We start from the raw sequence: 24844 nt of genomic DNA on the forward strand, positions 1-24844 counted from the left end.
ATCCTTTTGAAATGCTTTCACGAAAAATGTTGTAGCGCCCGACGCTAGAAAGGAAAGAGGGCGGAAGCATGGAAGATCGAGGCATCACGGATTCGCGAATCCGAATCAGGAAAATCCGGCATGTCGCTGATATCCAAGCTCAAAAGCAGGAATCTGTCACCACATGGGGACGTCGTCTTGATGACAGGCAGACGGGTTTGATCCTTGCCATAAAACGGACCTGCATCATCTTTGCCGTGGAGCCGCAACCGAGCTTTCTTGCAGTGGGAGAGATCATGAAGAGCACCATTTCAACAGCCGCAGCCTGTGCTGCGCTTTTCGCATTTGCATCGCACGGCGCACAGGCGGCGAGCTTCGATTGCGATGCAAAGGCCTTGCAGCCGGATGAGAAGATGATCTGTGAGAACCGGTCGCTCAACGATGCCGATGTGAAGATGGTGACGACCTTCGAGCTGCTGTCCGGCCTGCTCGCCATGGGCGCGCGCGGCACGCTGCAGGATGAGCAGACCGCCTGGCTGAAGAAGCGGCAGGCCTGCGGCGCGGATGCCGCCTGCATTGGCGCCGCTTACCAGGAGCGGCTGAAACAGCTCGACGGGACGTACAGGAACATCAATCGTCCGCTCTGAGAATGTTCAATCTGCCCGGCCCTCGAAACCGGCAATCACCTCGTTGATGAGGCTGGCGGCCTGGCGCAGCCTTTCCTCGCCATAGATGGCGCCTTGTTCGTCTGCCCAGACGGCCTGGCGGGCGGAAATGTCGGCAAGCGCCCTCTTCCCCGCCTCCGTCAACACCATCAGCTTGGCGCGCTGATGGACCGGGTTGGTGCGGTAGGCAATCAGCCCCTCTCCCTCCAGGAGGTCGGCGATGCGCTGCACGCCCTGGCGCGCCAGACCGAGCGCCCGCGCCGCGTCGGCAACCGACATCGGCGCGTGATCGGCAGCGGCAAGGACCTGCCAGCGCGCGCTGGTCTGCCCGGCGGGTTTGGCAAGCGCATCGCCCTCGGCCTGCAAATGGGCGGAAAGGCGAAGGACCGCGATGGAAAGGGCGGCAAAGGCGTCGCCGTCAGGGCTACGGTTTTTCGTCATCTTGACAACATATTGTCACTCACCGATAATGACAATATATTGTCATATGATGCAGCAACACGCAAGGAGGAGCACATGAAGAAGACCTATCACGGAAGCTGCCATTGCGGCCGGATCCGCTACGAGGCCGATATTGACCTGCAGGCAGGGACGGGAAAGTGCAACTGCTCGATCTGCTGGAAGCGCCGCTACTGGGGCGCCAATATCAAGCCCGAGGACTTCCGCCTTCTCTGCGAGGAAACCGGCATCAGCGACTACCAGTTCGGCACATTGTCCGGCCATCACAGGTTCTGCGCCAATTGCGGGGTGGCGGCCTATGGGGACGGCTACGTCGAGGCCATCGGCGGCGCTTATGTGTCGATCAATCTCGCCTGCCTGGACGATCTCGATCCCGCCGAGCTTGCCGAAGCGCCGGTGCAATATTTTGACGGCAGGAACAACAGCTGGTGGACCGTGCCGGCGGAGACGCGGCATCTGTGAAAACGAAAGAGCCGCTGACTCCTGATCAGCGGCTCCAGGCATTCCTCAACAGGACAGTTTAGCGCCCGTTCAGGTCGCGAACGGCGCCGCGGTCGGCGCTGGTTGCGAAGGCCGCATAGGCCTTGAGCGCGGTGGAGACGTTGCGCTTGCGCGGCTCGGCCGGATGCCAGCCCTTCTGGTCCTGCTCGGCGCGACGAGCGGCAAGTTCGGCATCGCTGACGCGCAGGCTGATCGTGCGGTTCGGGATGTCGATGTCGATCATGTCGCCCGGGCGCACGAGGCCGATCGTGCCGCCATTGGCGGCTTCCGGCGATGCATGACCGATCGAGAGACCTGACGTGCCGCCGGAAAAGCGGCCGTCGGTGATCAGCGCGCAGGCCTTGCCGAGGCCCTTCGACTTCAGGTAGCTCGTCGGATAGAGCATTTCCTGCATGCCGGGGCCGCCCTTCGGGCCTTCGTAGCGGATGACGACGACATCGCCGGCCACGACCTCGTTGCCCAGAATGCCCTTGACGGCCGCGTCCTGGCTTTCGAAGACCTTGGCCGGGCCGGAGAATTTCAGGATCGATTCATCGACGCCGGCCGTCTTCACGATGCAGCCGTCGACCGCAAGATTGCCCTTGAGAACGGCAAGGCCGCCATCCTTGGAGAACGGATGCTCGACCGAGCGGATGACGCCGCCGACGCGGTCCGTGTCGAGTTCGTCCCAGCGCGCTTCCTGGCTGAAGGCCACCTGGGTCGGGATGCCGCCCGGCGCGGCGCGGTAGAACTTGCGCACCGTCTCGCTGTTGGTGCGGGTAATGTCCCAGCGGTCGATCGCATCACCCAGCGTTTCGGCATGGACCGTCGGGCAATCGCGATTGAGCAGGCCGCCCTTGTCGAGTTCGCCGAGGATCGACATGATGCCGCCGGCGCGGTGGACGTCTTCCATGTGCACGTCGGACTTGGCCGGCGCGACCTTGGAAAGGCAGGGAACGCGGCGCGACAGCGCGTCGATGTCGGCCATGGTGAAATCCACCTCCCCCTCATGGGCGGCCGCCAGAATGTGCAGAACCGTGTTGGTGGAGCCGCCCATGGCGATATCGAGTGCCATGGCGTTCTCGAAGGCCTGCTTGGAGGCAATGGTGCGCGGCAGGACCTTCTCGTCCTCCTGCTCGTAATAGCGGCGGGCGAGATCGACAATCAGGTGGCCGGCCTCGACGAAGAGGCGCTTGCGGTCGGCATGCGTTGCCAGCGTCGAACCGTTGCCGGGCAGCGACAGGCCGAGCGCTTCCGTCAGGCAGTTCATGGAGTTTGCGGTAAACATGCCGGAGCACGAACCGCAGGTCGGACAGGCCGAACGTTCGATGACCTTGACGTCCTCATCGGAGATCTTGTCGTCGGCGGCCGCCACCATGGCGTCGACCAGATCGAGCGCATGGGTCTTGCCGTGCAGCACGACCTTGCCGGCTTCCATCGGGCCGCCGGAAACGAAGATGGTCGGGATGTTGAGGCGAAGCGAGGCCATCAGCATGCCGGGAGTGATCTTGTCGCAGTTGGAGATGCAGACCATGGCGTCGGCGCAGTGGGCATTGACCATGTATTCGACGCTGTCGGCGATCAGCTCGCGCGAAGGCAGCGAATAGAGCATGCCGTCATGGCCCATGGCGATGCCGTCGTCGACGGCGATCGTGTTGAACTCCTTGGCAACACCACCGGCCGCTTCGATTTCGCGGGCGACGAGCTGGCCGAGATCCTTGAGGTGAACGTGGCCGGGGACGAACTGGGTGAAGGAGTTCACCACCGCGATGATCGGCTTGCCGAAATCCGAATCCTTCATGCCCGTAGCGCGCCAAAGGCCGCGCGCGCCCGCCATGTTGCGGCCGTGGGTCGTGGTTCTGGAACGATAAGCTGGCATCGGTATCTTCCTCAATATCCAGGAATTGTCTGGCGATGCGGGGCGGCAAGGGATTTGCGAAGGCCGGGCAGTCGCTGCTTTTTGGAATTGTCCTAATCCAATCGCCCCAACCTGTCACTACCGGGAATGCCCAAAGCGGTACGGGCAGCACCATCAGGCATATACGAGCGCAAGCGTCGTTTTGTTACGGTTTATTCCATCACGGGCGAACACAAAAAATTGGCTTTTCCGCGCTAATATTCAGGGCATACACACTGATCCAAAGCGCGCTGTTTGCGTTTGAAAACTCACACGGGCCGCCCTCGCCCAGGAGGAATTCGATATGCCAGCCTATCGTCCGCCAAAGATCCGCTCTTCGGAAATCACGCCGCGCGAGATCTACCTGAAGCGCCGGGAATTTCTCGGTGCCGCGGCGTTCGGCGCGATCGCGCTCTACGGCGCCGGCAAGGCGAGCGCGGCAGCGCTGACCACTGTCAAGAGCAAGTACACGGTCGATGAGAAGCTGACGCCGCTCAAGGACGTGACCACCTATAACAATTTCTACGAATTCGGCCTCGACAAGGGCGATCCGGCCGCGCTTTCCGACAAGTTCAAACCCTTGCCCTGGACGATCAAGGTCGACGGCATGGTCAACAAGCCCGGCACCTTCGATATCGAGGCGCTGATGAAGGAATTTCCGATCGAGGAGCGCGTTTACCGCATGCGCTGCGTGGAGGGCTGGTCGATGGTCATTCCGTGGAACGGCTTTCCGCTTGCTTCGCTGCTCGACAAGGTGGAGCCGCAGGGAAGCGCCAAATATGTCGCCTTCGAGACCGTCGTGCGTCCCGAGGAGATGCCCGGCCAGGCCGGCTTCTTCCAGTCGCTGGACTGGCCCTATGTCGAGGGCCTGCGCATGGACGAGGCGCGCCATCCGCTGACGCTGCTTGCCGTCGGGCTCTATGGCGAAACGCTGCCGAACCAGAACGGCGCCCCGGTTCGGCTCGTCGTGCCCTGGAAATATGGGTTCAAGGGCATCAAGTCGATCGTGCGCATCACGCTGACCGATCAGCAGCCGAAGAACACCTGGCAGGTGACGAACCCGCAGGAATACGGCTTCTATGCCAACGTCAATCCGGCTGTCGACCATCCGCGCTGGAGCCAGGCGAGCGAGCGACGGATTGGCGAAAGCGGCTTCTTCGGCGCCAGTCGCCATCCCACCCTGCCCTTCAACGGCTATGCCGACGAGGTTGCCAGCCTCTATGACGGCATGGATCTGAGGGTGAATTTCTGATGACGGCGTTTTCGCTCGCCATCCCGAAGCGCTGGCAGCCGGCATCCGTCTGGCTGCTCTATGCCGTCGGGCTCGTGCCCGCCGCCTGGAACTTCTATCTCGGTGCGACGGACCAGCTCGGCGCCGATCCGGTGAAGACATTCGAGCTCTTTCTCGGCATCTGGACCATCCGTTTCCTGATCCTGACGCTTGCCGTCACGCCCGCCCGCGATCTCCTCGGCTGGAACTACCTGCGCTATCGCCGCGCGCTCGGTCTTCTGACCTTCTACTACGCGCTGATGCATTTCACCGTCTACATGGTGCTCGATCAGGCGCTGGACATAGCGGCGGTCATCGATGACGTGGTCAAACGCCCCTTCATCATGTTCGGCATGGCTGCACTCGCCATGCTCGTGCCGCTCGCCCTCACCTCCAACAATGTCTCGATCCGCAGGCTCGGCAAGAACTGGATCTGGCTGCACCGCCTCGTCTATATCATCGCCGCCTCGGCAGCCCTGCACTTCGCCTTATCGACGAAGATTCTCGACCTCGAGCAATATATCTATGTCGGCCTGATCATCGCGCTCATCCTCTACCGCTCCTATAAGCCGATCGGGCGCAGCCGGAAGAAAGGCCAGGGGCGCACACGCGGCCGCGCCGTCGCTTCCTCCGCATCGTGAGGCTGTCCGCCATTGCCGGACGGCGGTGATTTCCAGTGCATGGGATCAAGCAGCAGGGCCGCAGCGATGCCGATCGCATAGGCGACAATATTCCAGAGCGAAAAGACACGGCCGAGCAGAGGCGCGCCTGCCGTCGTCAATCGAAACGCATCGAGCCAGGGTGTGTGATAGAGACGAAGCAGCGATGCCAAGCAGCTTCACGGCCACCGCAATGCCCGCTTCCGAAGTCTCACCCGCGTCGCCTGCCAATGCCTGCTTGCCGCCGCCGCCCAAAACATCAAGAAGATCGCCATGGCCGCTCACCAAAGCACCCAAACCAGCCATGACATGAAGGCCAAAGGCCGCAACTTCGTCTGCCTCACGGCCAAACCGGAAACAACCAAACCTTCAAAAACAAAACCCGCCGAAAAAATCGACGGGTTTGTCAGCGGTCTCAGCCGGGCGCTAAGCCCGGCTTTTCTGCTTTCCGAAACCGGAAAATCTTAGGCGGCGACAGACTGCTCTTCAGCAGCGACGCGGGCCTTGTCGGCTGCGCCCTTTGCGTAGGTGTCGCGGTCAACGAATTCGATGACGGCGAGAGCAGCGTTGTCGCCCTGACGGAAGCCGGCCTTCATGATACGCAGGTAGCCGCCGTTGCGGGTTGCGTAGCGCGAGGCGATCGTGTCGAAAAGCTTCGAAACGACTGCGGCATCCTTGATCTGCGAAATCGCCTGACGGCGAGCGTGCAGGTCGCCACGCTTGCCGAGAGTGACGAGCTTCTCGACGATCGGACGAATTTCCTTCGCCTTCGGCAGGGTCGTTACGATCTGCTCATGGGTGATGAGCGAAGCAGCCATGTTGGCAAACATTGCCTTGCGATGGCTTGCGGTTCTGTTCAGCTTGCGGCCGGCCTTTGCGTGGCGCATTGCTATTCTCCTTTAATGCAGTGCCCTTACTTCGTTACCGGGCCTGCCGTTTCCTGGCACATGCAGGCGATATGCCTGCTGTTTGACGGGGAAAGGCAGCCGTAAAGAACCTGCCTTTGTTATGTTCTTGCGATCGGCGTGCGGGCGGAAAACCGCTTCACACTTTTCCTCACGCCGCTCAGTACTGGTCTTCGTAGCGCTTGGCGAGATCTTCGATGTTCTCGGGCGGCCATGCCGGCACTTCCATGCCGAGGTGCAGGCCCATGGAAGCGAGAACTTCCTTGATTTCGTTCAGCGACTTGCGACCAAAGTTCGGGGTGCGGAGCATTTCTGCTTCGGTCTTCTGAATAAGGTCGCCGATGTAGACGATGTTGTCGTTCTTCAGGCAGTTTGCCGAACGAACGGACAGTTCGAGTTCGTCCACCTTCTTGAGGAGCGCCGGGTTGAAGGCCAGTTCGGTGACTGCCTCTTCTTCGGCTTCCTTCTGCGGCTCGTCGAAGTTGACGAAGACGCCAAGCTGGTCCTGCAGGATGCGAGCCGCGAAAGCGACGGCATCTTCGCCGGAGACAGAACCATCGGTTTCGATGGTCATGGTCAGCTTGTCGTAGTCGAGAACCTGTCCTTCGCGGGTGTTTTCAACCTTGTAGGACACCTTCTTGACCGGCGAATAGAGGCTGTCGACCGGGATGAGGCCGATCGGAGCATCTTCCGCACGATTGCGCTCGGCCGGAACATAGCCCTTGCCGTTGTTGACGGTGAATTCCATGCGGATTTCGGCGCCCTCGTCGAGCGTGCAGATGACATGCTCGGGGTTGAGGATTTCGATATCGCCGACCGTCTGGATGTCGCCAGCCGTTACAACACCCGGACCCTGCTTGCGCACGACCATGCGCTTGGCATCGTCGCCATCCATCTTGATGGCGATTTCCTTGATGTTGAGCACGATGTCCGTCACGTCTTCGCGGACGCCCGGAATCGAGGAGAATTCATGCAGCACGCCGTCGATCTGCACGGCCGTAACAGCGGCACCGCGCAGAGAGGAGAGCAGAACGCGGCGCAGCGCGTTGCCGAGGGTGAGGCCGAAACCGCGCTCAAGCGGCTCTGCAACGAGAGTCGCCTTGGTGCGCGAGCTCGAAGTGAACTCCACCTTGTTCGGCTTGATCAATTCCTGCCAGTTCTTCTGAATCATAATTTTGCCTTCCGTTCGTTGCCACCATCCAATCGTGGCAACCGAGCTTGAAAACCACCGGGAACGCCGGAGCGCTCACCGGTGACGATAGCGATGATCAGACGCGGCGCTTCTTGCGCGGACGGCAGCCATTGTGCGGGATCGGAGTCACGTCGCGGATGGACGTGATCATGAAACCGGCAGCCTGGAGCGCGCGCAGAGCCGATTCACGGCCGGAGCCCGGGCCGCAGACTTCGACTTCCAGCGACTTCATGCCGTGTTCCTGAGCCTTCTTGGCGCAGTCTTCGGCAGCGATCTGGGCTGCGAACGGGGTCGACTTGCGCGAGCCCTTGAAGCCCTTGGCGCCAGCCGACGACCATGCAATCGCATTGCCCTGCGCGTCGGTGATGGTGATCATCGTGTTGTTGAAGGTCGAGTTGACGTGAGCGACACCCGACGAGATGTTCTTACGTTCGCGACGGCGAACGCGGACGGCTTCCTTAGCCATGCTATTCCTTTCTTGGATCTCTTCACCGCCGTAATCCCAGCGGCTACACCGGAACGGCGCCTATATGGTCCCGCTCCAAACTCAAAAGAGGCCGGCGCAGACCGCCAGCCTCCCCATCCCGGTTTCCCGGAAATTACTTCTTCTTACCAGCGATCGCCTTTGCCGGACCCTTGCGGGTGCGGGCATTGGTGTGCGTGCGCTGACCGCGGACCGGAAGGCCACGACGGTGACGCAGGCCGCGGTAGCAGCCGAGGTCCATCAGACGCTTGATGTTCATCGCGGTTTCGCGACGAAGATCGCCCTCGACCTGATAATCGCGGTCGATGGTTTCGCGGATCTGAAGGATCTCAGCGTCCGTCAGCTGATGAACGCGGCGATCAGCCGGAATACCGACCTTCTCGATGATCTCCTGCGCGAATTTCGGTCCAATCCCGTGAATGTAGGTCAGCGCGATGACGACGCGCTTTGCAGTCGGGATGTTGACGCCAGCGATACGTGCCACGCCTATTCTCCTTGCATTCCAGTTGCCATCCGGCAATAGGGCTTCGTTATGCAGCCAGAGGCCGCTCGTTCAAATTCGGGTTCTCAACATCACAAAACGATCGAACCCGGACTTCCTTCGGGAAATCCGCGCCGATCGCAGGGAATGTCGCGAGTTGGCGCGGTTTAGCGGAATCAGTGCAAAAAAGCAACCGCTCCCGCCAAGTTTATTTTCAAAGCTTTAAAGCTCGGAAAGAATGCGTTCGATCTCGGTCGTAACCTGATCGATTTCGGCCATGCCGTCCACGGACTTCAATTTGCCCTTGGCATAATAGTAGCCGATGAGCGGCGAGGTTTCCTTGTAGTAGACCTCGAGACGCTTGGTCATGGTCTCGGCATTGTCGTCCGGGCGGCGCTTGAAGTGGGTGGAACCGCATTTGTCGCAGACGCCTTCCCTGGCCGGGACCTTGTCCGTGTCGTGGTAGACGGTGCCGCACTCAGCGCAGGAGTAACGGCCGGCCACGCGGCGGACCAGCTCCTTGTCGTCGACGCGAAACTCGATGACGACAGACAGGTCGAGGCCCTTGGTCTTCAGCATCGCCTCGGTCGCATCCGCCTGCACGAGCGTGCGCGGGAAGCCGTCGAGGATGAAGCCGTTGGCGCAATCGGGCTGATCGATTCGTTCGGAGACGATGGCGTTGACAATCTCGTCCGAGACCAGGTTTCCGGCGTCCATGACAGCCTTGGCGCGCTTGCCGACTTCAGTACCGGCCTGAACGGCGGCGCGCAGCATGTCACCCGTGGAAAGCTGCGGAATGCCATGCTTTTCCACGATCCGCTGGGCCTGGGTCCCCTTACCCGCGCCCGGCGGCCCCAAAAGTATAAGTCTCATCGCCCCCTCTTTCCTCCACGCAGCTTCGATTTCTTGATCAGGCCTTCGTACTGCTGCGCGATCAGATGGCCCTGGATCTGAGCCACCGTATCAAGAGTTACGCTAACCACGATCAAAAGCGAAGTCCCACCAAGGGATAATGGGATGCCGGTTTGCGACACCAGAATCTCAGGCAGGATGCAGACGAAGACGAGATAGATCGCGCCGATCACCGTGATACGGGTCAGCACGTAGTCGATATATTCGGCGGTGCGTTCGCCCGGGCGGATGCCGGGGATGAAGCCGCCATGCTTCTTCAGATTGTCGGCCGTGTCCTTCGGATTGAAGACGATGGCCGTGTAGAAGAAGGCAAAGAAGGCAATGAGCGCCGCGTAAAGGACCATGTAGAGCGGCTGGCCGTGGCCGAGTGCCGCAACGATGGAGGTCGCCCAGGCCGGCATCGCCGTCGTGTTGGCAAAACCTGCGACCGTCGCCGGCAGCAGCAGCAGCGACGATGCGAAGATTGCCGGAATGACGCCGGACGTGTTCAGCTTCAGCGGCAGGTGCGAGGTGTCGCCCTGGAACATGCGGTTGCCGACCTGGCGCTTCGGATACTGGATCAGCAGACGGCGCTGCGCACGTTCGACGAAGACGATGACGGCAATGACGGCGATGGCGACGACGATGACGGCCAGGATGAGCGTCGTCGACAGCGCGCCGGTGCGGCCAAGTTCCAGCGTGCCGGCAAGCGCGGACGGAAGGCCGGCGGCAATGCCTGCAAAGATGATCAGGGAAATGCCGTTACCGATGCCGCGCGAGGTTATCTGCTCGCCGAGCCACATCAGGAACATGGTGCCGCCAAGCAGCGTCAGAACGGTCGAGATACGGAAGAACCAGCCCGGATCGACGACGAGGCCGTTGCCGCTCTCAAGACCGACGGCAATGCCATAGGCCTGCAGCGCGCCGAGGATGACCGTGCCGTAGCGGGTATACTGGTTGATGATCTTGCGGCCCTGCTCGCCTTCCTTCTTGAGATTTTCGAGCGCCGGCACGACCGAGGTCATGAGCTGCACGATGATCGAGGCGGAGATATAGGGCATGATGCCGAGCGCGAAGATCGCCATGCGCTGCACGGCGCCGCCCGAAAACATGTTGAAGAGGCCGAGAATGCCGCCAGCCTGGCCCTGGAAAGCCTGGGCATAGGCCTGCGGATTGAGGCCCGGAAGCGGAATGTGGGTGCCCAGCCGGTAGACGAGGAGAGCTGCCAGTGTGAACCACAGGCGCTTCTTAAGATCCTCGGCCTTGGCGAAGGTCGAAAAATTGAGGTTTGATGCCAGTTGTTCCGCTGCAGAAGCCATGCGTTTCTCCGCGCTACCAATTCCGGCGCTCTCGAGATGGCCGGCACCGGAATCAGTATGAATTTCTTTTAAAAACCGGGCTTCGGACGGATCGCTGGCGCAACCCTGTGCCTCACCCTCGTTTCCAGTCTTACCGCCCTGGCGCAAGCCGCGTCCAGACAGTTTTCGTGAGGCTCACATATGGGAGCAAAATCGCCCGGTGTGAAGCACCCCGGGCGATATATCATGAGTTTATTATTCTGCCGCTGCGGCAGAAAGAAGCGTTACCTTGCCGCCGGCCTTTTCGATCTTCTCGACGGCAGACTTGGAAGCGCCTGCAACTTCGAGCGTGATCTTGGCCTTGAGCTCGCCATCGGCGAGAACGCGAACGCCGTCCTTGGCGCGGCGGATGACGCCGGCAGCCTTCAGAGCAGCCGCATCAACGGTCGCCTTCGCGTCGAGCTTGCCGGCATCGACGGCAGCCTGGATGCGTGCCAGCGATACGACGACGTAGTCAGCCGCGAAGATGTTGTTGAAGCCGCGCTTCGGCAGGCGACGGTAGATGGGCATCTGACCGCCTTCGAAGCCGTTGATGGCGACGCCCGAGCGGGACTTCTGACCCTTCACACCGCGACCGCCGGTCTTGCCGGAGCCCGAGCCGATACCGCGGCCGAGGCGCTTGCGCGAGTGAGTAGAGCCTTCGTTATCCTTGATTTCATTGAGTTTCATGAGCGTTACTCCGGTCTCACTTCTCGTCGACGACGCGAACGAGATGCTGGACTGCACGGATCATGCCACGAACGGCCGGAGTGTCTTCCAGCGTGCGGCGACGGTGCATCTTGTTCAGTCCGAGACCGATCAGCGTGCGCTGCTGGACGTCCGGACGGCGAATCGGGCTGCCGATCTGTTCGATCGTGACAGTCTTCGCTTCAGCCTTCTTGGTAGCCTTGGCCATTGGTCAGCTCCTCTTATTCTTCAGAGGCGTTGCCAGAAGCGGCACGGCGAGCCTGGAGCGTAGCATACTTGATGCCGCGCTGGGCTGCGATGTCCTTCGGGTGAACCTGGTGCTTCAGAGCGTCGAAGGTGGCGCGAACCATGTTGTAGGGGTTCGACGAACCGGTCGACTTGGCGACGACGTCATGGACGCCGAGCGTTTCGAAAACGGCGCGCATCGGACCACCGGCGATGATACCGGTACCGACCTTGGCCGAGCGCAGCAGAACCTTGCCGGCGCCATGACGGCCATGAACGTCGTGATGCAGCGTACGGCCGTCACGCAGCGGTACGAAGATCATGTCGCGCTTTGCGCTTTCGGTTGCCTTGCGGATGGCTTCCGGCACTTCGCGTGCCTTGCCGTGACCGAAGCCGACGCGGCCCTTCTGGTCGCCGACGACGACGAGAGCGGCGAAGCCGAAGCGACGGCCACCCTTGACAACCTTTGCGACGCGGTTGATCGCGACCAGCTTGTCGACGAATTCGCTATCGCGCTCTTCACGGCTCTGGCGGTCTTCCCGCTGCGGCCTTCTTTCCTGTGCCATTGTCCTCTTCCTTTTTCTTTTCCGGGTGCAATCGGCAAACAAAACGAGGACCGCATCGCCTTCCCCAAGGGAACGATCTGCGGTCCGGTGAGATCCGGCCGAAGGCTCAGAAAGGCTTCGGCCGGAAACTGATTAGAAGGTCAGACCGCCTTCGCGGGCTGCATCTGCCAGGGCCTTGATGCGGCCGTGATAGATGAAGGCGCCGCGGTCGAAGACGACCTCGGTGACGCCCGCCTTCGAAGCGCGTTCTGCAACGAGCTTGCCGACGAGGGCAGCTGCTGCGGTGTCGGCGCCGGTCTTCAGAGAACCGCGCAGATCCTTGTCGAGGGTCGATGCAGCGGCAAGCGTCTTGCCGGCGACATCGTCGATGACCTGAGCGTAGATGTTCTTCGACGAGCGATGAACCGACAGGCGCGGACGGCCATTGGCCACCGACTTGATGTGACGGCGCACGCGGTTGGCGCGACGTGCAAGTGCTTCTTTCCTGCTAGCCATTTCGCGTGATCCTTACTTCTTCTTGCCTTCTTTGCGGACAATCCGCTCTTCGGCATACTTGACGCCCTTGCCCTTGTAGGGCTCCGGACCGCGATATTCGCGGATCTCGGCGGCGACCTGGCCGACCTGCTGCTTGTTGATGCCGGTGACGACGATTTCCGTCGGCTTCGGCACAGCGATCGTGATGCCCTGCGGCGGCTCATAGACCACGTCGTGGCTGAAACCGAGCGCCAGCTGCAGGTTCTTGCCCTGCATGGCGGCACGATAACCGACGCCGTTGATTTCGAGCTTGCGCTCGAAGCCGTCCTTGACGCCCTTGAAGATGTTTTCGATCATCGTGCGGGACATGCCCCACTTGGACCGAGCATCCTTCGTCTGGGAGAGCGGCGTTACGACGACCGCATTGTTTTCGAGCTTGACGCTGATTTCATCATTCGCGACGAAAAACAGCTCGCCCTTCGGACCCTTAGCGGAGACCTTCTGGCCATCGACCGTAGCCGTGATCCCAGCAGGCACCTGAACGGGCTTCTTACCGATACGAGACATGTTTCTATCCTGTCTGTTCGCTATGGAGACCCCTGCCCTGTCTTAGAAGACCGAGCAGAGAACCTCGCCACCAACGTTCTGTTCGCGAGCCTGGTGATCGGCCATCACGCCCTTCGGGGTCGAAAGGATGGTGATGCCGAGGCCGTTCGCGACCTGCGGAATGGACTTGACCGAGACATAAACCCGGCGGCCCGGCTTGGACACACGGCCGATCTCGCGGATCACCGATGCGCCTTCATAGTACTTGAGTTCGATGTTGAGCTCGGACTTGCCGTTGCCGAAATCGACGACGGAGTAGCCACGGATGTAGCCTTCGGCCTGGAGCACATCGAGAACACGCGCACGGAGCTTGGAAGCAGGCGTCGAAACCGACGACTTGCGACGCGAAGCGCCGTTGCGGATGCGGGTGAGCATATCGCCCAACGGATCAGTCATTGTCATCTAACCTGCTCCTTACCAGCTCGACTTGACGATGCCCGGCACCTTGCCGAGATTGCCCAGTTCGCGCAGCGCGATACGCGACATGCGCAGTTTGCGGTAGTAAGCGCGCGGACGACCGGACACTTCGCAACGGTTGCGAATGCGGGTCTTCGATCCGTCGCGCGGCAGGGATGCCAGCTTGATCGAGGCCTTGAACCGCTCTTCGATCGGAAGAGCCTGGTTCATGATGATCGCCTTCAGGGCAGCACGCTTGGCAGCCTGGTTTGCGACCGTATTACGGCGGCGCTTGTTCTTTTCAACTGCGCTTGTCTTCGCCATGTCAGGTTCCTTTTCTACGCTCGTCGTTACGGTTACTGACGGAACGGGAAGCTGAACTCCGTGAGGAGCGTGCGAGCTTCGTCGTCGGTCTTGGCCGTCGTGCAAACGATGATGTCCATGCCCCACATCTGATCAACCTTGTCGTAGTTGATTTCAGGGAACACAATGTGCTCCTTGATGCCCATGGCGAAGTTGCCACGGCCGTCAAAGCTCTTCGGGTTCAGGCCGCGGAAGTCGCGAACGCGCGGAAGCGCGATGTTGACCAGGCGATCCAGGAACTCGTACATGCGGGCGCCGCGCAGAGTGACCTTCGCGCCGATCGGCATGTTTTCGCGGACCTTGAAGCCAGCGATAGAGTTGCGTGCGCGGGTGATGACCGGCTTCTGGCCAGCGATGGCGGCCAGGTCGGCGGCGGCAACGGTGGGCTTCTTGGAGTCAGCCGTCGCTTCACCAACACCCATGTTGATGACGATCTTGTCGAGCTTGGGGATCTGCATCTCGTTGGCGTAGGAGTACTTCTCCTGCAGCGCCTTGCGGATCCGCTCAACATATTCCTTCTTGAGCCGCGGCTCGTACTTTGCCTCAGCCATCGATCACTTCTCCCGAACGCTTGGCCACGCGGACCTTCTTGCCGTCAACAACCTTGAAGCCGACGCGGGTCGGCTTGCCGTCCTTGTCGACGATCGCGACGTTGGACAGGTGGACCGGGGCTTCCTTGGAAATGATACCGGCTTCCTGGGTCTGCGTCTGGCGCTGGTGGCGCTTTACGACGTTTACGCCGCGAACGACGGCGCGATCTTCCTTCGGCAGGACCTGAAGGACTTCGCCGGTGCGGCCCTTGTCCTTGCCTGCGAGCATGACGACCTTGTCGCCCTTACGAATCTTCTGCATCGTTCCCGCTCCTTACAGTACTTCGGGAGCCAGCGAGATGATCTTCATGTGGTTCTTTGCGCGAAGTTCGCGCGGAACCGGTCCGAAGATACGGGTGCCGATCGGCTCTTTCTTGTTGTCGATGAGGACTGCTGCGTTGGTGTCGAAGCGGATGACGGAGCCATCCGGACGACGGATGTCCTTGGCGGTGCGAACGACAACCGCCTTCATCACGTCACCCTTCTTCACACGGCCGCGCGGAATAGCTTCCTTGATCGAAACGACGATGACGTCGCCGATCGAGGCATACTTGCGCTTCGAGCCGCCCAGCACCTTGATGCACATGACACGACGTGCGCCGGAATTATCCGCCACATCGAGGTTTGTTTGCATCTGAATCATATCAGGTCGCCTTCTTGTTCTTACCGGAATGGTTGGGCAAAGCCCCCTCTTCCGGCTTATGAAAATTGTCTGCCGGCCGCTCGTCACGAGGACAGCGAAAACACGGCAATAGCTTGAATAGCGCGGGGTAGATCGTTGCCAGGGTGGTTTCCCAAACGGGACCTTCCGTGCGCTCAAAGCAAAAGAACGCCCGGCATTCGAGCGTTCCGACGCTGCTTCATACAGAAATTTCCGCGAGACGCAAGGCCTCGCGCGAAATTCTTACTTGGCCTGGGCGGCAACGACCGTCCAGCGCTTGTCCTTCGAGATCGGTGCGCACTCCTCGATGGAGACGATATCGCCGATCTTGTACTGATTGTTTTCGTCGTGGGCCTTGTACTTCTTGGAACGACGAACGGTCTTCTGCAGCAGCGGATGAGCGAAACGACGCTCAACACGAACTACGACAGTCTTCTCGTTCTTGTCACCAACCACGACGCCCTGCAGAATGCGCTTCGGCATGTTCTTCTTCCTTTAAGCCTTTGCTTCTGCCGCCTTCTGGCGGGCAATGGTTTTGACGCGGGCGATGTCCTTGCGGACTTCGTTGATGCGCGAGGACTTTTCGAGCTGGCCGGTCGCCTTCTGGAAGCGCAGGTTGAACTGCTCCTTCTTCAGGTCGGCAAGCTTGTCCTTGAGCTGGTCGGCCGTGAGGCCGCGTACTTCTTCGGCTTTCATCGTGCCTTCTCCTTACTCTGCGATGCGCTGTACAAAGCGCGTCTTGACCGAGAGCTTGGCCGAGCCGAGGCGAAGCGCTTCACGCGCGATTTCCTCGGAGACACCGTCGATCTCGAACATCATACGACCGGGCTTGACCTTGCATGCCCAGTATTCCACGGAACCCTTACCCTTACCCATGCGGACTTCGGTAGGCTTTGCGGTTACCGGAACATCCGGGAACACGCGGATCCAAACACGGCCGGCGCGCTTCATGTAACGCGTGATCGCGCGGCGGGCCGCCTCGATCTCACGTGCGTTAACGCGGTTCGGCTCCTGAGCCTTCAGGCCGAATTCGCCGAAGGCCAGTTCAGAACCGCCCTTGGCGACGCCCTTGATGCGGCCCTTGAACTGCTTGCGGTACTTAGTACGCTTTGGCTGCAACATTTTCTTACTTCTCCGAGCTTATCTTTCGCCAGCGCTAATTACGCGTTGTCGCGTTCGCGGCGACGATCGCCACGGTCGCGTTCGCGGCTTGCCGGACCCTGTGCGTCGCCTTCCAGCGCGCGGCGTTCGGAAGCCATCGGATCGTGCTCAAGGATTTCGCCCTTGAAGATCCAGACCTTGATGCCGCAGATACCGAATGCGGTTTCGGCCTCAGCCGTACCGTAGTCGATGTCGGCACGCAGGGTGTGCAGCGGAACGCGGCCTTCGCGGTACCATTCCGTGCGGGCGATTTCCGCGCCGCCGAGACGGCCGGCGCAGGTGATCTTGATGCCTTCGGCACCGAGACGCATCGCGGACTGAACGGCGCGCTTCATGGCGCGGCGGAAAGCCACGCGGCGCTCGAGCTGCTGGGCGATCGACTGGGCAACGAGCGTTGCGTCGATTTCCGGCTTGCGCACTTCAACGATGTTGAGGTGCGTTTCGGAGTTCGTCATGTCCGACAGCTTCTTGCGCAGCTTGTCGATGTCGGCGCCCTTGCGGCCGATGATCAGGCCCGGACGGGCCGAGTGGATCGTGACGCGGCACTTCTTGTGCGGGCGCTCGATAACCACCTTGGAGATCCCGGCCTGCTTCAGTTCGCTCATGACGAACTTGCGCATCTTCAGGTCTTCGTGCAGGAGCTGGCCGTACTCGGCATTGTCCGCAAACCAGCGGCTATCCCAGGTACGGTTGATGCCAAGACGGAAACCAATCGGATTGATTTTCTGACCCATTATGCGGCCTCCTCTTGTGCCTGCACTTCACGAACGACGATCGTCAGGTGAGCGAACGGACGTTCGATGCGCGACGCGCGGCCGCGGCCGCGGGCGTGGAAGCGCTTCATGACGATCGACTTGCCGACATAAGCCTCGGCGACGACGAGCGCGTCGACGTCGAGGTCATGGTTGTTCTCGGCGTTGGCGATCGCGGATTCAAGCGTCTTCTTAACGGCGCCTGCGATACGCTTGCGGGAGAATTCCAGCTCAGCGAGTGCACGATCGACCTTCTTGCCGCGGATTGCAGCGGCAACCAGGTTGAGCTTCTGAGGGCTGACGCGGAGCGTACGGGCGACTGCTTGCGCCTCGTTGTCCTTCAGCCGGCGTTCGGCTTTTGCCTTGCCCATTGTTACTTCCTCTTTGCCTTCTTGTCCGCGCCGTGACCGTAATAGGTCCGGGTCGGAGAGAATTCACCGAATTTGTGGCCGACCATGTCTTCGTTGACGCTGACCGGAACATGCTTGCTGCCGTTGTAGACGCCGAAGGTGAGACCGACGAACTGCGGCAGGATCGTGGAGCGACGGCTCCAGATCTTGATTACTTCTGCACGTCCGCCTTCACGAACCTTCTCAGCCTTCTTGAGAAGATAGCCGTCAACAAACGGACCTTTCCATACTGAACGAGCCATTGAGGACTTCCTCTCTTACTTCTTGCGCTGATGACGCGAACGCATGATGAACTTGTCGGTCGACTTGTTCGACCGGGTGCGCTTGCCCTTGGTCGGCTTGCCCCACGGGGTCACCGGGTGGCGACCACCGGAGGTGCGGCCTTCACCACCGCCGTGCGGGTGGTCGACCGGGTTCATGACGACACCGCGGTTATGCGGACGCTTGCCGCGCCAGACGGTACGACCGGCCTTGCCGTCGTTGATGTTGGCGTGATCCGGGTTCGATACTGCACCGATCGATGCAAGGCAGCTGCCGTGCACGAGGCGCTGTTCGCCCGAGTTCAGGCGAAGGATGGCCATGCCTGCGTCACGACCGACGAGCTGTGCGTAGGAACCGGCGGAACGGGCGATCTGACCGCCCTTGCCCGGCTTCATTTCCACGTTGTGGATGATGGAGCCGACCGGGATATACTGCAGCGGCATCGTGTTGCCGGGCTTGACGTCGACAGCCTTGTCGGAAGCGATGACCTTGTCGCCGGCAGCAAGGCGCTGCGGAGCGATGATGTAGGCCTGCTCACCGTCGGTGTAGGTGACGAGCGCGATGAACGCGGTGCGGTTCGGATCGTATTCGATACGCTCGACGGCACCTTCGACGTCGAACTTGCGACGCTTGAAGTCCACCAGACGGTAGCTGCGCTTGTGACCGCCGCCAATGAAGCGGGCGGTGATGCGGCCGAGGTTGTTACGACCGCCGCTCTTGGTCAGACCTTCCGTCAGCGCCTTGACCGGCTTGCCCTTGTAGAGGCCCGAACGGTCGACGATGACCAGCTGGCGCTGGCTCGGGGTCGTCGGATTGAATGTTTTCAATGCCATCTTCTTATTCCTCAGAGACCGGTGGAGACGTCGATCGTCTGGCCTTCAGCCAGCGTCACGACAGCCTTCTTCACGTCCTGCTGCTTGCCGGCGAAACCGCGGAACCGCTTGGTCTTGCCCTTGCGCAGCAGAGTGTTGACGGCCGTGACCTTGACGCCGAAGAGCGCCTCGACTGCAGCCTTGATTTCCGGCTTCGTCGCCTTCTTGGCGACATTGAAAACAACCTGGTTGTTTTCCGATACCAGCGTGGACTTTTCGGTGATCGCAGGAGAAACGATCACATCGTAGTGGCGAAGATCGGTCACTTGAATCGCTCCTCTAGCGCTTCAACGGCAGCCTTGGAAAGCACGAGCTTGCCGCGGCGGACGATGTCGTAAACATTGATGCCCTGGATCGGCAGAACATCGACGTTCGGGATGTTCTGGGCAGCGAGCTTGAAGTTGCCGTCGAGCTCGGCACCGCCGATGAAGAGGGCGTTGGTCAGGCCGAGCGAGGCGAATACGCCGGCCAGAGCCTTGGTCTTTGCTTCCTTGGCGACGAGATCGTCGATGACGATCAGTTCGTCAGCCTTGATCTTGGCAGAGAGCGCGTGACGCAGGCCGAGCGCGCGAACCTTCTTCGGAAGGTCGTGCTCGTGGCTGCGAGCAACCGGGCCGTGAGCCTTACCACCGCCGCGGAACTGCGGAGCGCGAGCCGAATGGTGACGAGCACGGCCCGTACCCTTCTGCTTGTACATCTTGGCACCGGTGCGCGCGACATCGGCGCGGCCCTTTGCCTGGTGCGTGCCCTGCTGCTTCTTGGCAAGCTGCCAGCGGATGACGCGGGCGAGAATGTCTTCGCGGGGCTCAAGGCCGAAAATCGCGTCAGAAAGGGAAACCTTCCCAGCGTCTTTGCCCTCGAGGGTCTTGACGTTCAATTCCATTGGTCTGGCTCCCTTACTTCGCTGCCGACTTGACGGCGTCGCGCACGATGATCCAGGCACCCTTGGAACCGGGTACTGCACCCTTGATCAGGATCAGACCGCGATCTTCGTCGGTCGAAACCACTTCAAGGTTCTGCGTCGTCACGCGCGTCTGGCCCATGTGACCAGCCATCTTCTTGTTCTTGAAAACCTTGCCTGGATCCTGGCGCGAGCCGGTCGAACCGTGCGAGCGGTGCGAAACCGACACACCGTGCGTGGCGCGAAGACCGCCGAAACCGTGGCGCTTCATGGCGCCGGCAAAGCCCTTACCGATCGTCGTGCCGGTGACATCGACGAGCTGGCCAGCAGCAAAGTGACCGGCCTTGAGCTCGGTGCCGACATCAAGCAGGTTGTCTTCCGAAACGCGGAATTCCTGCAGCTTGGCCTTCGGCTCGACGTTTGCGACGGCGAAGTTGCCGCGCATGGCCTTGGACGTGTTCTTTACCTTAGCCTGGCCAGCACCGAGCTGAAGCGCGGTATAGCCATTCTTTTCTACGGTGCGCTGGGCCACAACCTGGCAGCCATCCAAACGCAGTACCGTTACAGGGACATGCTCGCCGGCGTCGTTGTAGACGCGGGTCATTCCCACCTTCTGTGCAATCACACCTGAACGCATCGGTTCAATCCTTCCAACTCAGCTCGAGCAAGCTCAGAGCTTGATCTCAACATCGACACCGGCGGCGAGATCGAGCTTCATCAGCGCGTCTACCGTCTGCGGGGTCGGGTCTACGATGTCGAGCAGGCGCTTATGCGTGCGCATCTCGAACTGTTCGCGGCTCTTCTTGTCGATGTGCGGGGACCGGTTGACCGTAAACTTCTCGATGCGGGTCGGAAGCGGAACGGGGCCCCGGACGCTTGCACCGGTGCGCTTCGCCGTCGACACGATCTCGCGCGTGGAAGCATCGAGAATCCGGTGATCGAACGCCTTCAGGCGAATGCGGATATTTTGGCCGTTCATTCGACGTTATCCTTGTGTTTGTTTTCCGCATGTCTTTGGACAAGACACGGGTTTTTCTTTCTTCCTAAGGCGGACCACCGGTTTCAAAGATCGAGAGAGACGCCTGTTACGGCATCCCCATCCATTCTTCAGGGCCTTTTAGCCCACCTTATTGTTTGTTTAGTCGCCGCTTCGTCATCCAAAGCGGTACGCAAATCGCGCTCGCGCGCCATTTGCAACATTTCTGTGTAATAAGCAAGCGGCTTGCGCCGCTTGCATCATAATAATGTCATCGAATCGGCTGCCCCTTCGGAGCAGCCGAAGGAATTATTCGACGATGGCGGCGACGATGCCTGCACCGACGGTGCGGCCGCCTTCGCGGATCGCGAAGCGAAGCTTTTCTTCCATCGCGATCGGAACGATCAGCTCAACGTCAACCGTGACGTTGTCGCCCGGCATGACCATTTCCGTGCCTTCCGGAAGCGTCACGATGCCCGTCACGTCCGTCGTGCGGAAGTAGAACTGCGGACGGTAGTTCGTGAAGAACGGCGTATGACGGCCGCCTTCTTCCTTCGTCAGGATGTAGGCTTCTGCCTTGAACTTCTTGTGCGGCTTCACAGAGCCCGGCTTGCACAGGATCTGGCCACGCTCGACGCCGTCACGGTTCACACCGCGAACCAGTGCGCCGATGTTGTCGCCGGCCTGACCCTGGTCGAGCAGCTTGCGGAACATTTCAACGCCGGTAACCGTCGTCTTCGACGTCGGACGGATGCCGACGATCTCGACTTCTTCACCGACCTTGATGATGCCACGCTCGACGCGGCCCGTCACAACCGTACCACGGCCGGAGATCGAGAACACGTCTTCGATCGGCATCAGGAACGGCTGGTCGATCGGACGCTCGGGCGTCGGGATGTAGGCGTCAACCTGAGCCATCAGCTCGCGGATCGCGTCTTCACCGATCTTCTTGTCGGAATCTTCAAGGGCAGCAAGCGCCGAACCCTTGACGACCGGGATGTCGTCGCCCGGGAAGTCGTAGGACGACAGAAGTTCGCGAACTTCAAGCTCGACGAGCTCCAGAAGTTCTGCGTCGTCAACCTGGTCGACCTTGTTGAGGAAGACAACGATCGCCGGAACGCCAACCTGGCGGGCGAGCAGGATGTGCTCGCGCGTCTGCGGCATCGGGCCGTCAGCGGCAGAGCAGACCAGGATCGCGCCGTCCATCTGCGCGGCACCCGTGATCATGTTCTTCACATAGTCGGCGTGGCCGGGGCAGTCGACGTGCGCATAGTGACGGTTGGCCGTCTCATACTCGACGTGGGCCGTCGAAATCGTGATGCCGCGCGCCTTTTCTTCCGGTGCCGCGTCGATCTGGTCATACGCCTTGAACTCACCGAAGTACTTCGTGATCGCTGCCGTCAGAGACGTCTTGCCGTGGTCAACGTGGCCGATCGTGCCGATGTTGACGTGCGGCTTGTTGCGCTCAAACTTACTCTTTGCCATTTTCGGCTCTCCATTCTTTGGCCCCGAAGGGCGCTAATTCTTGTTCTCGGTCAATTGGTATTCCGGTCACTTCTGACCGGAATACTTTGCCTGGATTTCAGTTGCGACGTTCGACGGGACCGGCGCGTAATGATCGAAGGTCATCGTGTACTGAGCACGGCCCTGCGACATGGAGCGCAGGTTATCGACGTACTTGAACATGTTCGCCAGCGGAACGTTGGCGCTGATGACGACTGCGATACCGCGGCTTTCCTGACCCTGGATCTGACCACGGCGGGAGTTGAGGTCGCCGATAACGTCACCGACGTAGTCTTCCGGAGTGACGACTTCGACCTTCATCATCGGCTCGAGGAGCTGAGCGCCGGCCTTCTTTGCCGCTTCACGGAAGCAGGCGCGGGAAGCGATTTCGAACGCCAGAACCGAGGAGTCGACGTCGTGGAAGGCACCGTCGACGAGGGTCGCCTTGACGCCCAGCATCGGGAAGCCTGCCAGCGGACCGGAAGACAGAACGCTTTCGATACCCTTCTGAACGCCCGGGATGTATTCCTTCGGAACAGCACCGCCGACGATCTTGGATTCGAACTTGAAGTCTTCGCCTTCCGGGTTCGGTTCGAAGATGATCTTGACGCGCGCGAACTGGCCGGTACCACCGGTCTGCTTCTTGTGCGTGTAATCTTCTTCGGTCTGGCGCGTGATGGTCTCGCGGTAAGCAACCTGCGGCGCACCGACGTTTGCTTCGACCTTGAACTCGCGACGCATGCGGTCGACGATGATGTCGAGATGCAGTTCGCCCATGCCGGCGATGATCGTCTGACCGGATTCCTGGTCCGTCTTCACGCGGAAGGACGGGTCTTCGGCTGCCAGGCGGTTGAGCGCGAGGCCCATCTTTTCCTGGTCGCCCTTGGACTTCGGCTCGATAGCGATCTGGATGACCGGCTCCGGGAACTCCATGCGCTCGAGGATAACCGGCTTCAGCGGGTCGCAGAGCGTGTCACCCGTGGTGGTTTCCTTGAGGCCTGCGAGAGCGACGATGTCGCCCGCATAGGCTTCTTCGATGTCTTCACGCGAGTTGGAGTGCATCTGCAGCATGCGGCCGACGCGCTCGCGCTTGTCCTTGACCGTGTTCAGAACCGAAACGCCCTTTTCGAGCTTGCCCGAGTAAATGCGGGCGAAAGTCAGCGAACCGACGAAGGGGTCGTTCATGATCTTGAACGCGAGCATGGAGAGCGGCTCGGAATCGTCTGCATGACGCTCGATTTCGGCTTCGGTCTTGAAGTCGATGCCCTTGATCGCGGGAATGTCGAGCGGCGACGGCAGATAATCGACAACGGCGTCGAGCAGCGGCTGAACGCCCTTGTTCTTGAAGGCCGTACCGCAGAACATCGGATGGAACTTGACGTCGATCGTGCCGCGACGAACGAGTTCGCGGATCTTGTCGTTGTCCGGCATGACGCCTTCGAGATAGGCTTCCATCGCGGCTTCGTCGATTTCGACAACCGTCTCGATCAACTTTTCGCGATATTCTTCAGCCTTGGCCTTCAGATCGTCCGGGATCTCGACGACGTCCCACTGGGCGCCGAGAGATTCGTCGCGCCAGATCAGGGCGTTCATCTCGACGAGGTCGACAACGCCCTTGAAGTCGCTTTCAGCGCCGATCGGCAGCTGCATGACAACAGCCGTTGCGCCGAGACGGGTCTTGATCATTTCGACGGAGCGGTAGAAATCCGCACCGGTCTTGTCCATCTTGTTGCAGAAGATCATGCGCGGAACATGGTACTTCTCAGCCTGACGCCAGACGGTTTCGGTCTGCGGTTCAACACCAGCGTTGGCATCGAGCAGCGCGATGGCGCCGTCGAGAACGCGCAGCGAACGCTCGACTTCGATGGTGAAGTCGACGTGGCCGGGCGTGTCGATGATGTTGAAACGGCGCATCTTGCCGTCGCGACCCTTCCAGAAGGTCGTCGTCGCAGCAGACGTGATCGTGATGCCACGCTCCTGTTCCTGCTCCATCCAGTCCATCGTGGCAGCGCCATCATGAACTTCGCCGATCTTGTGCGACTTGCCGGTGTAGTAAAGAATACGCTCGGTCGTCGTGGTCTTGCCGGCGTCGATGTGCGCCATGATACCGAAATTGCGGTAGTCTTCGATCTTATATTCGCGAGCCATTATGGACTGCCTTTCGATATCGTTCGGGATTACCAGCGATAATGCGAGAACGCGCGGTTGGCATCAGCCATCTTGTGCGTGTCTTCGCGCTTCTTGACCGCGGAACCGCGGTTGTTGGATGCGTCGAGAAGTTCGCCCGAAAGACGATCGATCATGGTGGTTTCGTTGCGCTTGCGAGCAGCAGCGATCAGCCAGCGGATGGCAAGGGCCTGACGGCGCTCCGGACGAACGTCGACCGGAACCTGGTAGGTCGCACCACCGACGCGGCGCGACCGGACTTCAACGTGCGGAGCAATGTTGTCGAGCGCGGAATGGAAAACCGTCAGCGGCTCCTGCTTCGACTTGTTCTGCACGGAGTCAAATGCGCCGTATACGATGCTTTCAGCGACGGACTTCTTGCCGTCCAGCATGATGGCATTCATGAACTTCGTAACAACGAGATCACCGAACTTCGGGTCCGGATTGATCTCGCGCTTTTCTGCTTTATGACGTCGGGACATACTTCTCGTCTCTTTAACTGTTAAGGCGCTTTACCACGCGGAGGACCTCGCGCAGCGCCGGAAACTCACATT

Annotated in this window: 37 protein-coding genes and 2 pseudogenes; 6 read left to right on the forward strand and 33 right to left on the reverse strand. The window is 60.4% G+C overall.

Going from position 1 to position 24844, the window contains the following annotated elements; all coding sequences use genetic code 11:
* The first annotated feature begins 275 nt into the window (after positions 1 to 275).
* Positions 276 to 626, forward strand: coding sequence for a lysozyme inhibitor LprI family protein (locus tag ACU8HS_RS01290; protein ID WP_112572323.1), 351 nt, complete (start codon positions 276 to 278; stop codon positions 624 to 626).
* Positions 627 to 632: 6 nt separating this feature from the next.
* Here ACU8HS_RS01290 and ACU8HS_RS01295 read toward each other — a convergent pair whose 3' ends face one another.
* Positions 633 to 1085: a MarR family winged helix-turn-helix transcriptional regulator gene (locus ACU8HS_RS01295; RefSeq protein ID WP_112572274.1), complete on the reverse strand. Its 453-nt coding sequence runs from the start codon at positions 1083 to 1085 to the stop codon at positions 633 to 635.
* A gap of 75 nt (positions 1086 to 1160) precedes the next feature.
* On the opposite strand from ACU8HS_RS01295, the gene ACU8HS_RS01300 reads away from it, so the two are divergent.
* Entirely contained in the window at positions 1161 to 1565 is a 405-nt protein-coding gene (locus tag ACU8HS_RS01300) for a GFA family protein (RefSeq protein WP_112572275.1), read from the forward strand.
* A gap of 58 nt (positions 1566 to 1623) precedes the next feature.
* On the opposite strand, the gene ilvD is transcribed toward ACU8HS_RS01300, so the two are convergent.
* Complete coding sequence (ilvD, locus tag ACU8HS_RS01305) at positions 1624 to 3462, reverse strand: dihydroxy-acid dehydratase (RefSeq protein ID WP_112572277.1); 1839 nt, start codon at positions 3460 to 3462, stop codon at positions 1624 to 1626.
* Positions 3463 to 3784: 322 nt separating this feature from the next.
* Between ilvD and msrP the strand changes: the two genes are divergently transcribed.
* The gene (gene msrP, locus ACU8HS_RS01310; protein ID WP_447015283.1) at positions 3785 to 4732 is read left to right on the forward strand and encodes a protein-methionine-sulfoxide reductase catalytic subunit MsrP; all 948 of its coding nucleotides are present in this window, start codon (positions 3785 to 3787) and stop codon (positions 4730 to 4732) included.
* On the forward strand, positions 4732 to 5391 hold the full coding sequence (msrQ, locus tag ACU8HS_RS01315; RefSeq protein ID WP_112704955.1) for a protein-methionine-sulfoxide reductase heme-binding subunit MsrQ: 660 nt from the start codon (positions 4732 to 4734) through the stop codon (positions 5389 to 5391). The genes msrP and msrQ overlap by 1 nt, the downstream gene beginning before the upstream one ends.
* 41 nt (positions 5392 to 5432) lie before the next feature.
* On the opposite strand, the pseudogene ACU8HS_RS01320 reads toward msrQ, so the two are convergent.
* Positions 5433 to 5573, reverse strand: a pseudogene (locus ACU8HS_RS01320) (DUF2809 domain-containing protein); the annotation flags it as partial.
* Here ACU8HS_RS01320 and ACU8HS_RS01325 point away from each other — a divergent pair.
* Positions 5563 to 5722 (forward strand): annotated as a pseudogene (locus ACU8HS_RS01325) (transposase); the annotation flags it as partial. The pseudogenes ACU8HS_RS01320 and ACU8HS_RS01325 overlap by 11 nt on opposite strands.
* Positions 5719 to 5877 carry a hypothetical protein gene (locus ACU8HS_RS01330; RefSeq protein ID WP_447015284.1) on the forward strand — a complete coding sequence of 53 codons (159 nt, stop codon included), beginning with the start codon at positions 5719 to 5721 and terminating at the stop codon, positions 5875 to 5877. The pseudogene ACU8HS_RS01325 and the gene ACU8HS_RS01330, both read left to right, overlap by 4 nt.
* On the opposite strand, the gene rplQ is transcribed toward ACU8HS_RS01330, so the two are convergent.
* The 30 genes from rplQ to rpsG form a co-directional block, all read right to left on the reverse strand.
* Complete coding sequence (gene rplQ, locus ACU8HS_RS01335) at positions 5874 to 6296, reverse strand: 50S ribosomal protein L17 (RefSeq protein WP_112572283.1); 423 nt, start codon at positions 6294 to 6296, stop codon at positions 5874 to 5876. The genes ACU8HS_RS01330 and rplQ overlap by 4 nt on opposite strands.
* Positions 6297 to 6474: 178 nt before the next feature.
* A complete protein-coding gene (locus ACU8HS_RS01340) occupies positions 6475 to 7485 on the reverse strand; it encodes a DNA-directed RNA polymerase subunit alpha (RefSeq protein WP_112572285.1) in 1011 nt (336 codons plus the stop codon).
* A 97-nt stretch (positions 7486 to 7582) separates the two neighbouring features.
* On the reverse strand, positions 7583 to 7972 hold the full coding sequence (rpsK, locus tag ACU8HS_RS01345) for a 30S ribosomal protein S11 (RefSeq protein ID WP_003547577.1): 390 nt from the start codon (positions 7970 to 7972) through the stop codon (positions 7583 to 7585).
* Between the two features lie 133 nt (positions 7973 to 8105).
* Positions 8106 to 8474 carry a 30S ribosomal protein S13 gene (gene rpsM, locus ACU8HS_RS01350; protein ID WP_112572287.1) on the reverse strand — a complete coding sequence of 123 codons (369 nt, stop codon included), beginning with the start codon at positions 8472 to 8474 and terminating at the stop codon, positions 8106 to 8108.
* A gap of 219 nt (positions 8475 to 8693) precedes the next feature.
* Positions 8694 to 9344 carry an adenylate kinase gene (locus ACU8HS_RS01355; RefSeq protein WP_112572289.1) on the reverse strand — a complete coding sequence of 217 codons (651 nt, stop codon included), beginning with the start codon at positions 9342 to 9344 and terminating at the stop codon, positions 8694 to 8696.
* Positions 9341 to 10681 carry a preprotein translocase subunit SecY gene (secY, locus tag ACU8HS_RS01360; protein ID WP_112572291.1) on the reverse strand — a complete coding sequence of 447 codons (1341 nt, stop codon included), beginning with the start codon at positions 10679 to 10681 and terminating at the stop codon, positions 9341 to 9343. Before secY ends, ACU8HS_RS01355 begins: the two co-directional genes overlap by 4 nt.
* Before the next feature lie 234 nt (positions 10682 to 10915).
* Positions 10916 to 11389 (reverse strand): 50S ribosomal protein L15, encoded by a 474-nt coding sequence (rplO, locus tag ACU8HS_RS01365; RefSeq protein WP_112572293.1) that lies wholly within the window; start codon positions 11387 to 11389, stop codon positions 10916 to 10918.
* A 16-nt stretch (positions 11390 to 11405) separates the two neighbouring features.
* Entirely contained in the window at positions 11406 to 11615 is a 210-nt protein-coding gene (gene rpmD, locus ACU8HS_RS01370) for a 50S ribosomal protein L30 (RefSeq protein WP_007812887.1), read from the reverse strand.
* Between the two features lie 13 nt (positions 11616 to 11628).
* Positions 11629 to 12198, reverse strand: a complete 570-nt coding sequence (gene rpsE, locus ACU8HS_RS01375) for a 30S ribosomal protein S5 (RefSeq protein WP_112572295.1) — start codon at positions 12196 to 12198, stop codon at positions 11629 to 11631.
* 132 nt (positions 12199 to 12330) lie between these two features.
* Entirely contained in the window at positions 12331 to 12693 is a 363-nt protein-coding gene (gene rplR / locus ACU8HS_RS01380; protein WP_447015285.1) for a 50S ribosomal protein L18, read from the reverse strand.
* 12 nt (positions 12694 to 12705) lie between these two features.
* Positions 12706 to 13239, reverse strand: a complete 534-nt coding sequence (gene rplF, locus ACU8HS_RS01385) for a 50S ribosomal protein L6 (RefSeq protein WP_112572297.1) — start codon at positions 13237 to 13239, stop codon at positions 12706 to 12708.
* Between the two features lie 42 nt (positions 13240 to 13281).
* Complete coding sequence (gene rpsH, locus ACU8HS_RS01390; RefSeq protein WP_112572299.1) at positions 13282 to 13680, reverse strand: 30S ribosomal protein S8; 399 nt, start codon at positions 13678 to 13680, stop codon at positions 13282 to 13284.
* Between the two features lie 12 nt (positions 13681 to 13692).
* Positions 13693 to 13998, reverse strand: coding sequence for a 30S ribosomal protein S14 (rpsN, locus tag ACU8HS_RS01395; protein ID WP_018115514.1), 306 nt, complete (start codon positions 13996 to 13998; stop codon positions 13693 to 13695).
* A 32-nt stretch (positions 13999 to 14030) separates the two neighbouring features.
* Positions 14031 to 14588, reverse strand: a complete 558-nt coding sequence (gene rplE / locus ACU8HS_RS01400; RefSeq protein ID WP_112572301.1) for a 50S ribosomal protein L5 — start codon at positions 14586 to 14588, stop codon at positions 14031 to 14033.
* The gene (gene rplX, locus ACU8HS_RS01405) at positions 14581 to 14889 is read right to left on the reverse strand and encodes a 50S ribosomal protein L24 (RefSeq protein ID WP_112572303.1); all 309 of its coding nucleotides are present in this window, start codon (positions 14887 to 14889) and stop codon (positions 14581 to 14583) included. Before rplX ends, rplE begins: the two co-directional genes overlap by 8 nt.
* A gap of 12 nt (positions 14890 to 14901) precedes the next feature.
* Entirely contained in the window at positions 14902 to 15270 is a 369-nt protein-coding gene (rplN, locus tag ACU8HS_RS01410; protein WP_003573790.1) for a 50S ribosomal protein L14, read from the reverse strand.
* A gap of 261 nt (positions 15271 to 15531) precedes the next feature.
* Positions 15532 to 15771: a 30S ribosomal protein S17 gene (rpsQ, locus tag ACU8HS_RS01415; RefSeq protein WP_018115517.1), complete on the reverse strand. Its 240-nt coding sequence runs from the start codon at positions 15769 to 15771 to the stop codon at positions 15532 to 15534.
* A gap of 12 nt (positions 15772 to 15783) precedes the next feature.
* Entirely contained in the window at positions 15784 to 15984 is a 201-nt protein-coding gene (gene rpmC / locus ACU8HS_RS01420) for a 50S ribosomal protein L29 (RefSeq protein WP_007531673.1), read from the reverse strand.
* Between the two features lie 12 nt (positions 15985 to 15996).
* Positions 15997 to 16410: a 50S ribosomal protein L16 gene (rplP, locus tag ACU8HS_RS01425; protein ID WP_108001321.1), complete on the reverse strand. Its 414-nt coding sequence runs from the start codon at positions 16408 to 16410 to the stop codon at positions 15997 to 15999.
* 38 nt (positions 16411 to 16448) lie between these two features.
* The gene (rpsC, locus tag ACU8HS_RS01430) at positions 16449 to 17183 is read right to left on the reverse strand and encodes a 30S ribosomal protein S3 (RefSeq protein ID WP_112572305.1); all 735 of its coding nucleotides are present in this window, start codon (positions 17181 to 17183) and stop codon (positions 16449 to 16451) included.
* Positions 17183 to 17572: a 50S ribosomal protein L22 gene (rplV, locus tag ACU8HS_RS01435; RefSeq protein WP_112572307.1), complete on the reverse strand. Its 390-nt coding sequence runs from the start codon at positions 17570 to 17572 to the stop codon at positions 17183 to 17185. The genes rpsC and rplV overlap by 1 nt, the downstream gene beginning before the upstream one ends.
* 2 nt (positions 17573 to 17574) lie before the next feature.
* Positions 17575 to 17853 (reverse strand): 30S ribosomal protein S19, encoded by a 279-nt coding sequence (gene rpsS / locus ACU8HS_RS01440; RefSeq protein ID WP_007531666.1) that lies wholly within the window; start codon positions 17851 to 17853, stop codon positions 17575 to 17577.
* Positions 17854 to 17868: 15 nt separating this feature from the next.
* Positions 17869 to 18705 carry a 50S ribosomal protein L2 gene (rplB, locus tag ACU8HS_RS01445; protein WP_447015286.1) on the reverse strand — a complete coding sequence of 279 codons (837 nt, stop codon included), beginning with the start codon at positions 18703 to 18705 and terminating at the stop codon, positions 17869 to 17871.
* A gap of 11 nt (positions 18706 to 18716) precedes the next feature.
* Complete coding sequence (locus tag ACU8HS_RS01450; RefSeq protein WP_112572309.1) at positions 18717 to 19010, reverse strand: 50S ribosomal protein L23; 294 nt, start codon at positions 19008 to 19010, stop codon at positions 18717 to 18719.
* The gene (rplD, locus tag ACU8HS_RS01455) at positions 19007 to 19627 is read right to left on the reverse strand and encodes a 50S ribosomal protein L4 (protein WP_112572311.1); all 621 of its coding nucleotides are present in this window, start codon (positions 19625 to 19627) and stop codon (positions 19007 to 19009) included. Before rplD ends, ACU8HS_RS01450 begins: the two co-directional genes overlap by 4 nt.
* A gap of 13 nt (positions 19628 to 19640) precedes the next feature.
* Positions 19641 to 20282 (reverse strand): 50S ribosomal protein L3, encoded by a 642-nt coding sequence (rplC, locus tag ACU8HS_RS01460; RefSeq protein WP_112572313.1) that lies wholly within the window; start codon positions 20280 to 20282, stop codon positions 19641 to 19643.
* Between the two features lie 33 nt (positions 20283 to 20315).
* Positions 20316 to 20624: a 30S ribosomal protein S10 gene (rpsJ, locus tag ACU8HS_RS01465; protein WP_003547547.1), complete on the reverse strand. Its 309-nt coding sequence runs from the start codon at positions 20622 to 20624 to the stop codon at positions 20316 to 20318.
* Between the two features lie 306 nt (positions 20625 to 20930).
* Complete coding sequence (tuf, locus tag ACU8HS_RS01470; protein WP_112706399.1) at positions 20931 to 22106, reverse strand: elongation factor Tu; 1176 nt, start codon at positions 22104 to 22106, stop codon at positions 20931 to 20933.
* Positions 22107 to 22172: 66 nt separating this feature from the next.
* Positions 22173 to 24272, reverse strand: coding sequence for an elongation factor G (fusA, locus tag ACU8HS_RS01475; protein WP_112571932.1), 2100 nt, complete (start codon positions 24270 to 24272; stop codon positions 22173 to 22175).
* A 29-nt stretch (positions 24273 to 24301) separates the two neighbouring features.
* Positions 24302 to 24772 (reverse strand): 30S ribosomal protein S7, encoded by a 471-nt coding sequence (gene rpsG / locus ACU8HS_RS01480; RefSeq protein ID WP_112571934.1) that lies wholly within the window; start codon positions 24770 to 24772, stop codon positions 24302 to 24304.
* Positions 24773 to 24844: the final 72 nt, after the last annotated feature.

The sequence above is a fragment of the Rhizobium sp. KDH_Rht_773_N genome (assembly GCF_052946295.1).

Bases quoted from the DNA above. Each gene is read 5' to 3' on its own strand.
- rpsK (WP_003547577.1), bottom strand. From the start codon at position 7,972: ATGGCTAAGGAAGCCGTCCGCGTTCGCCGTCGCGAACGTAAGAACATC.
- rplR (WP_447015285.1), bottom strand. From the start codon at position 12,693: ATGGCTAGCAGGAAAGAAGCACTTGCACGTCGCGCCAACCGCGTGCGC.
- rpsN (WP_018115514.1), bottom strand. From the start codon at position 13,998: ATGGCGAAGACAAGCGCAGTTGAAAAGAACAAGCGCCGCCGTAATACG.
- rpsH (WP_112572299.1), bottom strand. From the start codon at position 13,680: ATGACAATGACTGATCCGTTGGGCGATATGCTCACCCGCATCCGCAAC.
- rplP (WP_108001321.1), bottom strand. From the start codon at position 16,410: ATGTTGCAGCCAAAGCGTACTAAGTACCGCAAGCAGTTCAAGGGCCGC.
- ACU8HS_RS01340 (WP_112572285.1), bottom strand. From the start codon at position 7,485: ATGATTCAGAAGAACTGGCAGGAATTGATCAAGCCGAACAAGGTGGAG.
- tuf (WP_112706399.1), bottom strand. From the start codon at position 22,106: ATGGCAAAGAGTAAGTTTGAGCGCAACAAGCCGCACGTCAACATCGGC.
- rpsQ (WP_018115517.1), bottom strand. From the start codon at position 15,771: ATGCCGAAGCGCATTCTGCAGGGCGTCGTGGTTGGTGACAAGAACGAG.
- rplD (WP_112572311.1), bottom strand. From the start codon at position 19,627: ATGGAATTGAACGTCAAGACCCTCGAGGGCAAAGACGCTGGGAAGGTT.
- rplV (WP_112572307.1), bottom strand. From the start codon at position 17,572: ATGGGCAAGGCAAAAGCCGAACGCCGGCTGAAGGACAACGAGGCGCAA.
- rpsC (WP_112572305.1), bottom strand. From the start codon at position 17,183: ATGGGTCAGAAAATCAATCCGATTGGTTTCCGTCTTGGCATCAACCGT.
- msrQ (WP_112704955.1), top strand. From the start codon at position 4,732: ATGACGGCGTTTTCGCTCGCCATCCCGAAGCGCTGGCAGCCGGCATCC.
- rplQ (WP_112572283.1), bottom strand. From the start codon at position 6,296: ATGCGCCACGCAAAGGCCGGCCGCAAGCTGAACAGAACCGCAAGCCAT.
- rplB (WP_447015286.1), bottom strand. From the start codon at position 18,705: ATGGCATTGAAAACATTCAATCCGACGACCCCGAGCCAGCGCCAGCTG.
- ACU8HS_RS01330 (WP_447015284.1), top strand. From the start codon at position 5,719: ATGAAGGCCAAAGGCCGCAACTTCGTCTGCCTCACGGCCAAACCGGAA.
- secY (WP_112572291.1), bottom strand. From the start codon at position 10,681: ATGGCTTCTGCAGCGGAACAACTGGCATCAAACCTCAATTTTTCGACC.
- ACU8HS_RS01290 (WP_112572323.1), top strand. From the start codon at position 276: ATGAAGAGCACCATTTCAACAGCCGCAGCCTGTGCTGCGCTTTTCGCA.
- rpsJ (WP_003547547.1), bottom strand. From the start codon at position 20,624: ATGAACGGCCAAAATATCCGCATTCGCCTGAAGGCGTTCGATCACCGG.
- rplX (WP_112572303.1), bottom strand. From the start codon at position 14,889: ATGCAGAAGATTCGTAAGGGCGACAAGGTCGTCATGCTCGCAGGCAAG.
- rpsE (WP_112572295.1), bottom strand. From the start codon at position 12,198: ATGGCACAGGAAAGAAGGCCGCAGCGGGAAGACCGCCAGAGCCGTGAA.
- rpsS (WP_007531666.1), bottom strand. From the start codon at position 17,853: ATGGCTCGTTCAGTATGGAAAGGTCCGTTTGTTGACGGCTATCTTCTC.
- rplE (WP_112572301.1), bottom strand. From the start codon at position 14,588: ATGGCTGAGGCAAAGTACGAGCCGCGGCTCAAGAAGGAATATGTTGAG.
- ACU8HS_RS01295 (WP_112572274.1), bottom strand. From the start codon at position 1,085: ATGACGAAAAACCGTAGCCCTGACGGCGACGCCTTTGCCGCCCTTTCC.
- rpmD (WP_007812887.1), bottom strand. From the start codon at position 11,615: ATGGCCAAGGCTACCAAGAAGGCTGAAGCGAAGACTGTCACGATCGAA.
- rpsG (WP_112571934.1), bottom strand. From the start codon at position 24,772: ATGTCCCGACGTCATAAAGCAGAAAAGCGCGAGATCAATCCGGACCCG.
- ilvD (WP_112572277.1), bottom strand. From the start codon at position 3,462: ATGCCAGCTTATCGTTCCAGAACCACGACCCACGGCCGCAACATGGCG.
- rplN (WP_003573790.1), bottom strand. From the start codon at position 15,270: ATGATTCAGATGCAAACAAACCTCGATGTGGCGGATAATTCCGGCGCA.
- fusA (WP_112571932.1), bottom strand. From the start codon at position 24,272: ATGGCTCGCGAATATAAGATCGAAGACTACCGCAATTTCGGTATCATG.
- rplF (WP_112572297.1), bottom strand. From the start codon at position 13,239: ATGTCTCGTATCGGTAAGAAGCCCGTTCAGGTGCCTGCTGGGATCACG.
- ACU8HS_RS01300 (WP_112572275.1), top strand. From the start codon at position 1,161: ATGAAGAAGACCTATCACGGAAGCTGCCATTGCGGCCGGATCCGCTAC.
- rplO (WP_112572293.1), bottom strand. From the start codon at position 11,389: ATGAAACTCAATGAAATCAAGGATAACGAAGGCTCTACTCACTCGCGC.
- msrP (WP_447015283.1), top strand. From the start codon at position 3,785: ATGCCAGCCTATCGTCCGCCAAAGATCCGCTCTTCGGAAATCACGCCG.
- rpmC (WP_007531673.1), bottom strand. From the start codon at position 15,984: ATGAAAGCCGAAGAAGTACGCGGCCTCACGGCCGACCAGCTCAAGGAC.
- rplC (WP_112572313.1), bottom strand. From the start codon at position 20,282: ATGCGTTCAGGTGTGATTGCACAGAAGGTGGGAATGACCCGCGTCTAC.
- ACU8HS_RS01355 (WP_112572289.1), bottom strand. From the start codon at position 9,344: ATGAGACTTATACTTTTGGGGCCGCCGGGCGCGGGTAAGGGGACCCAG.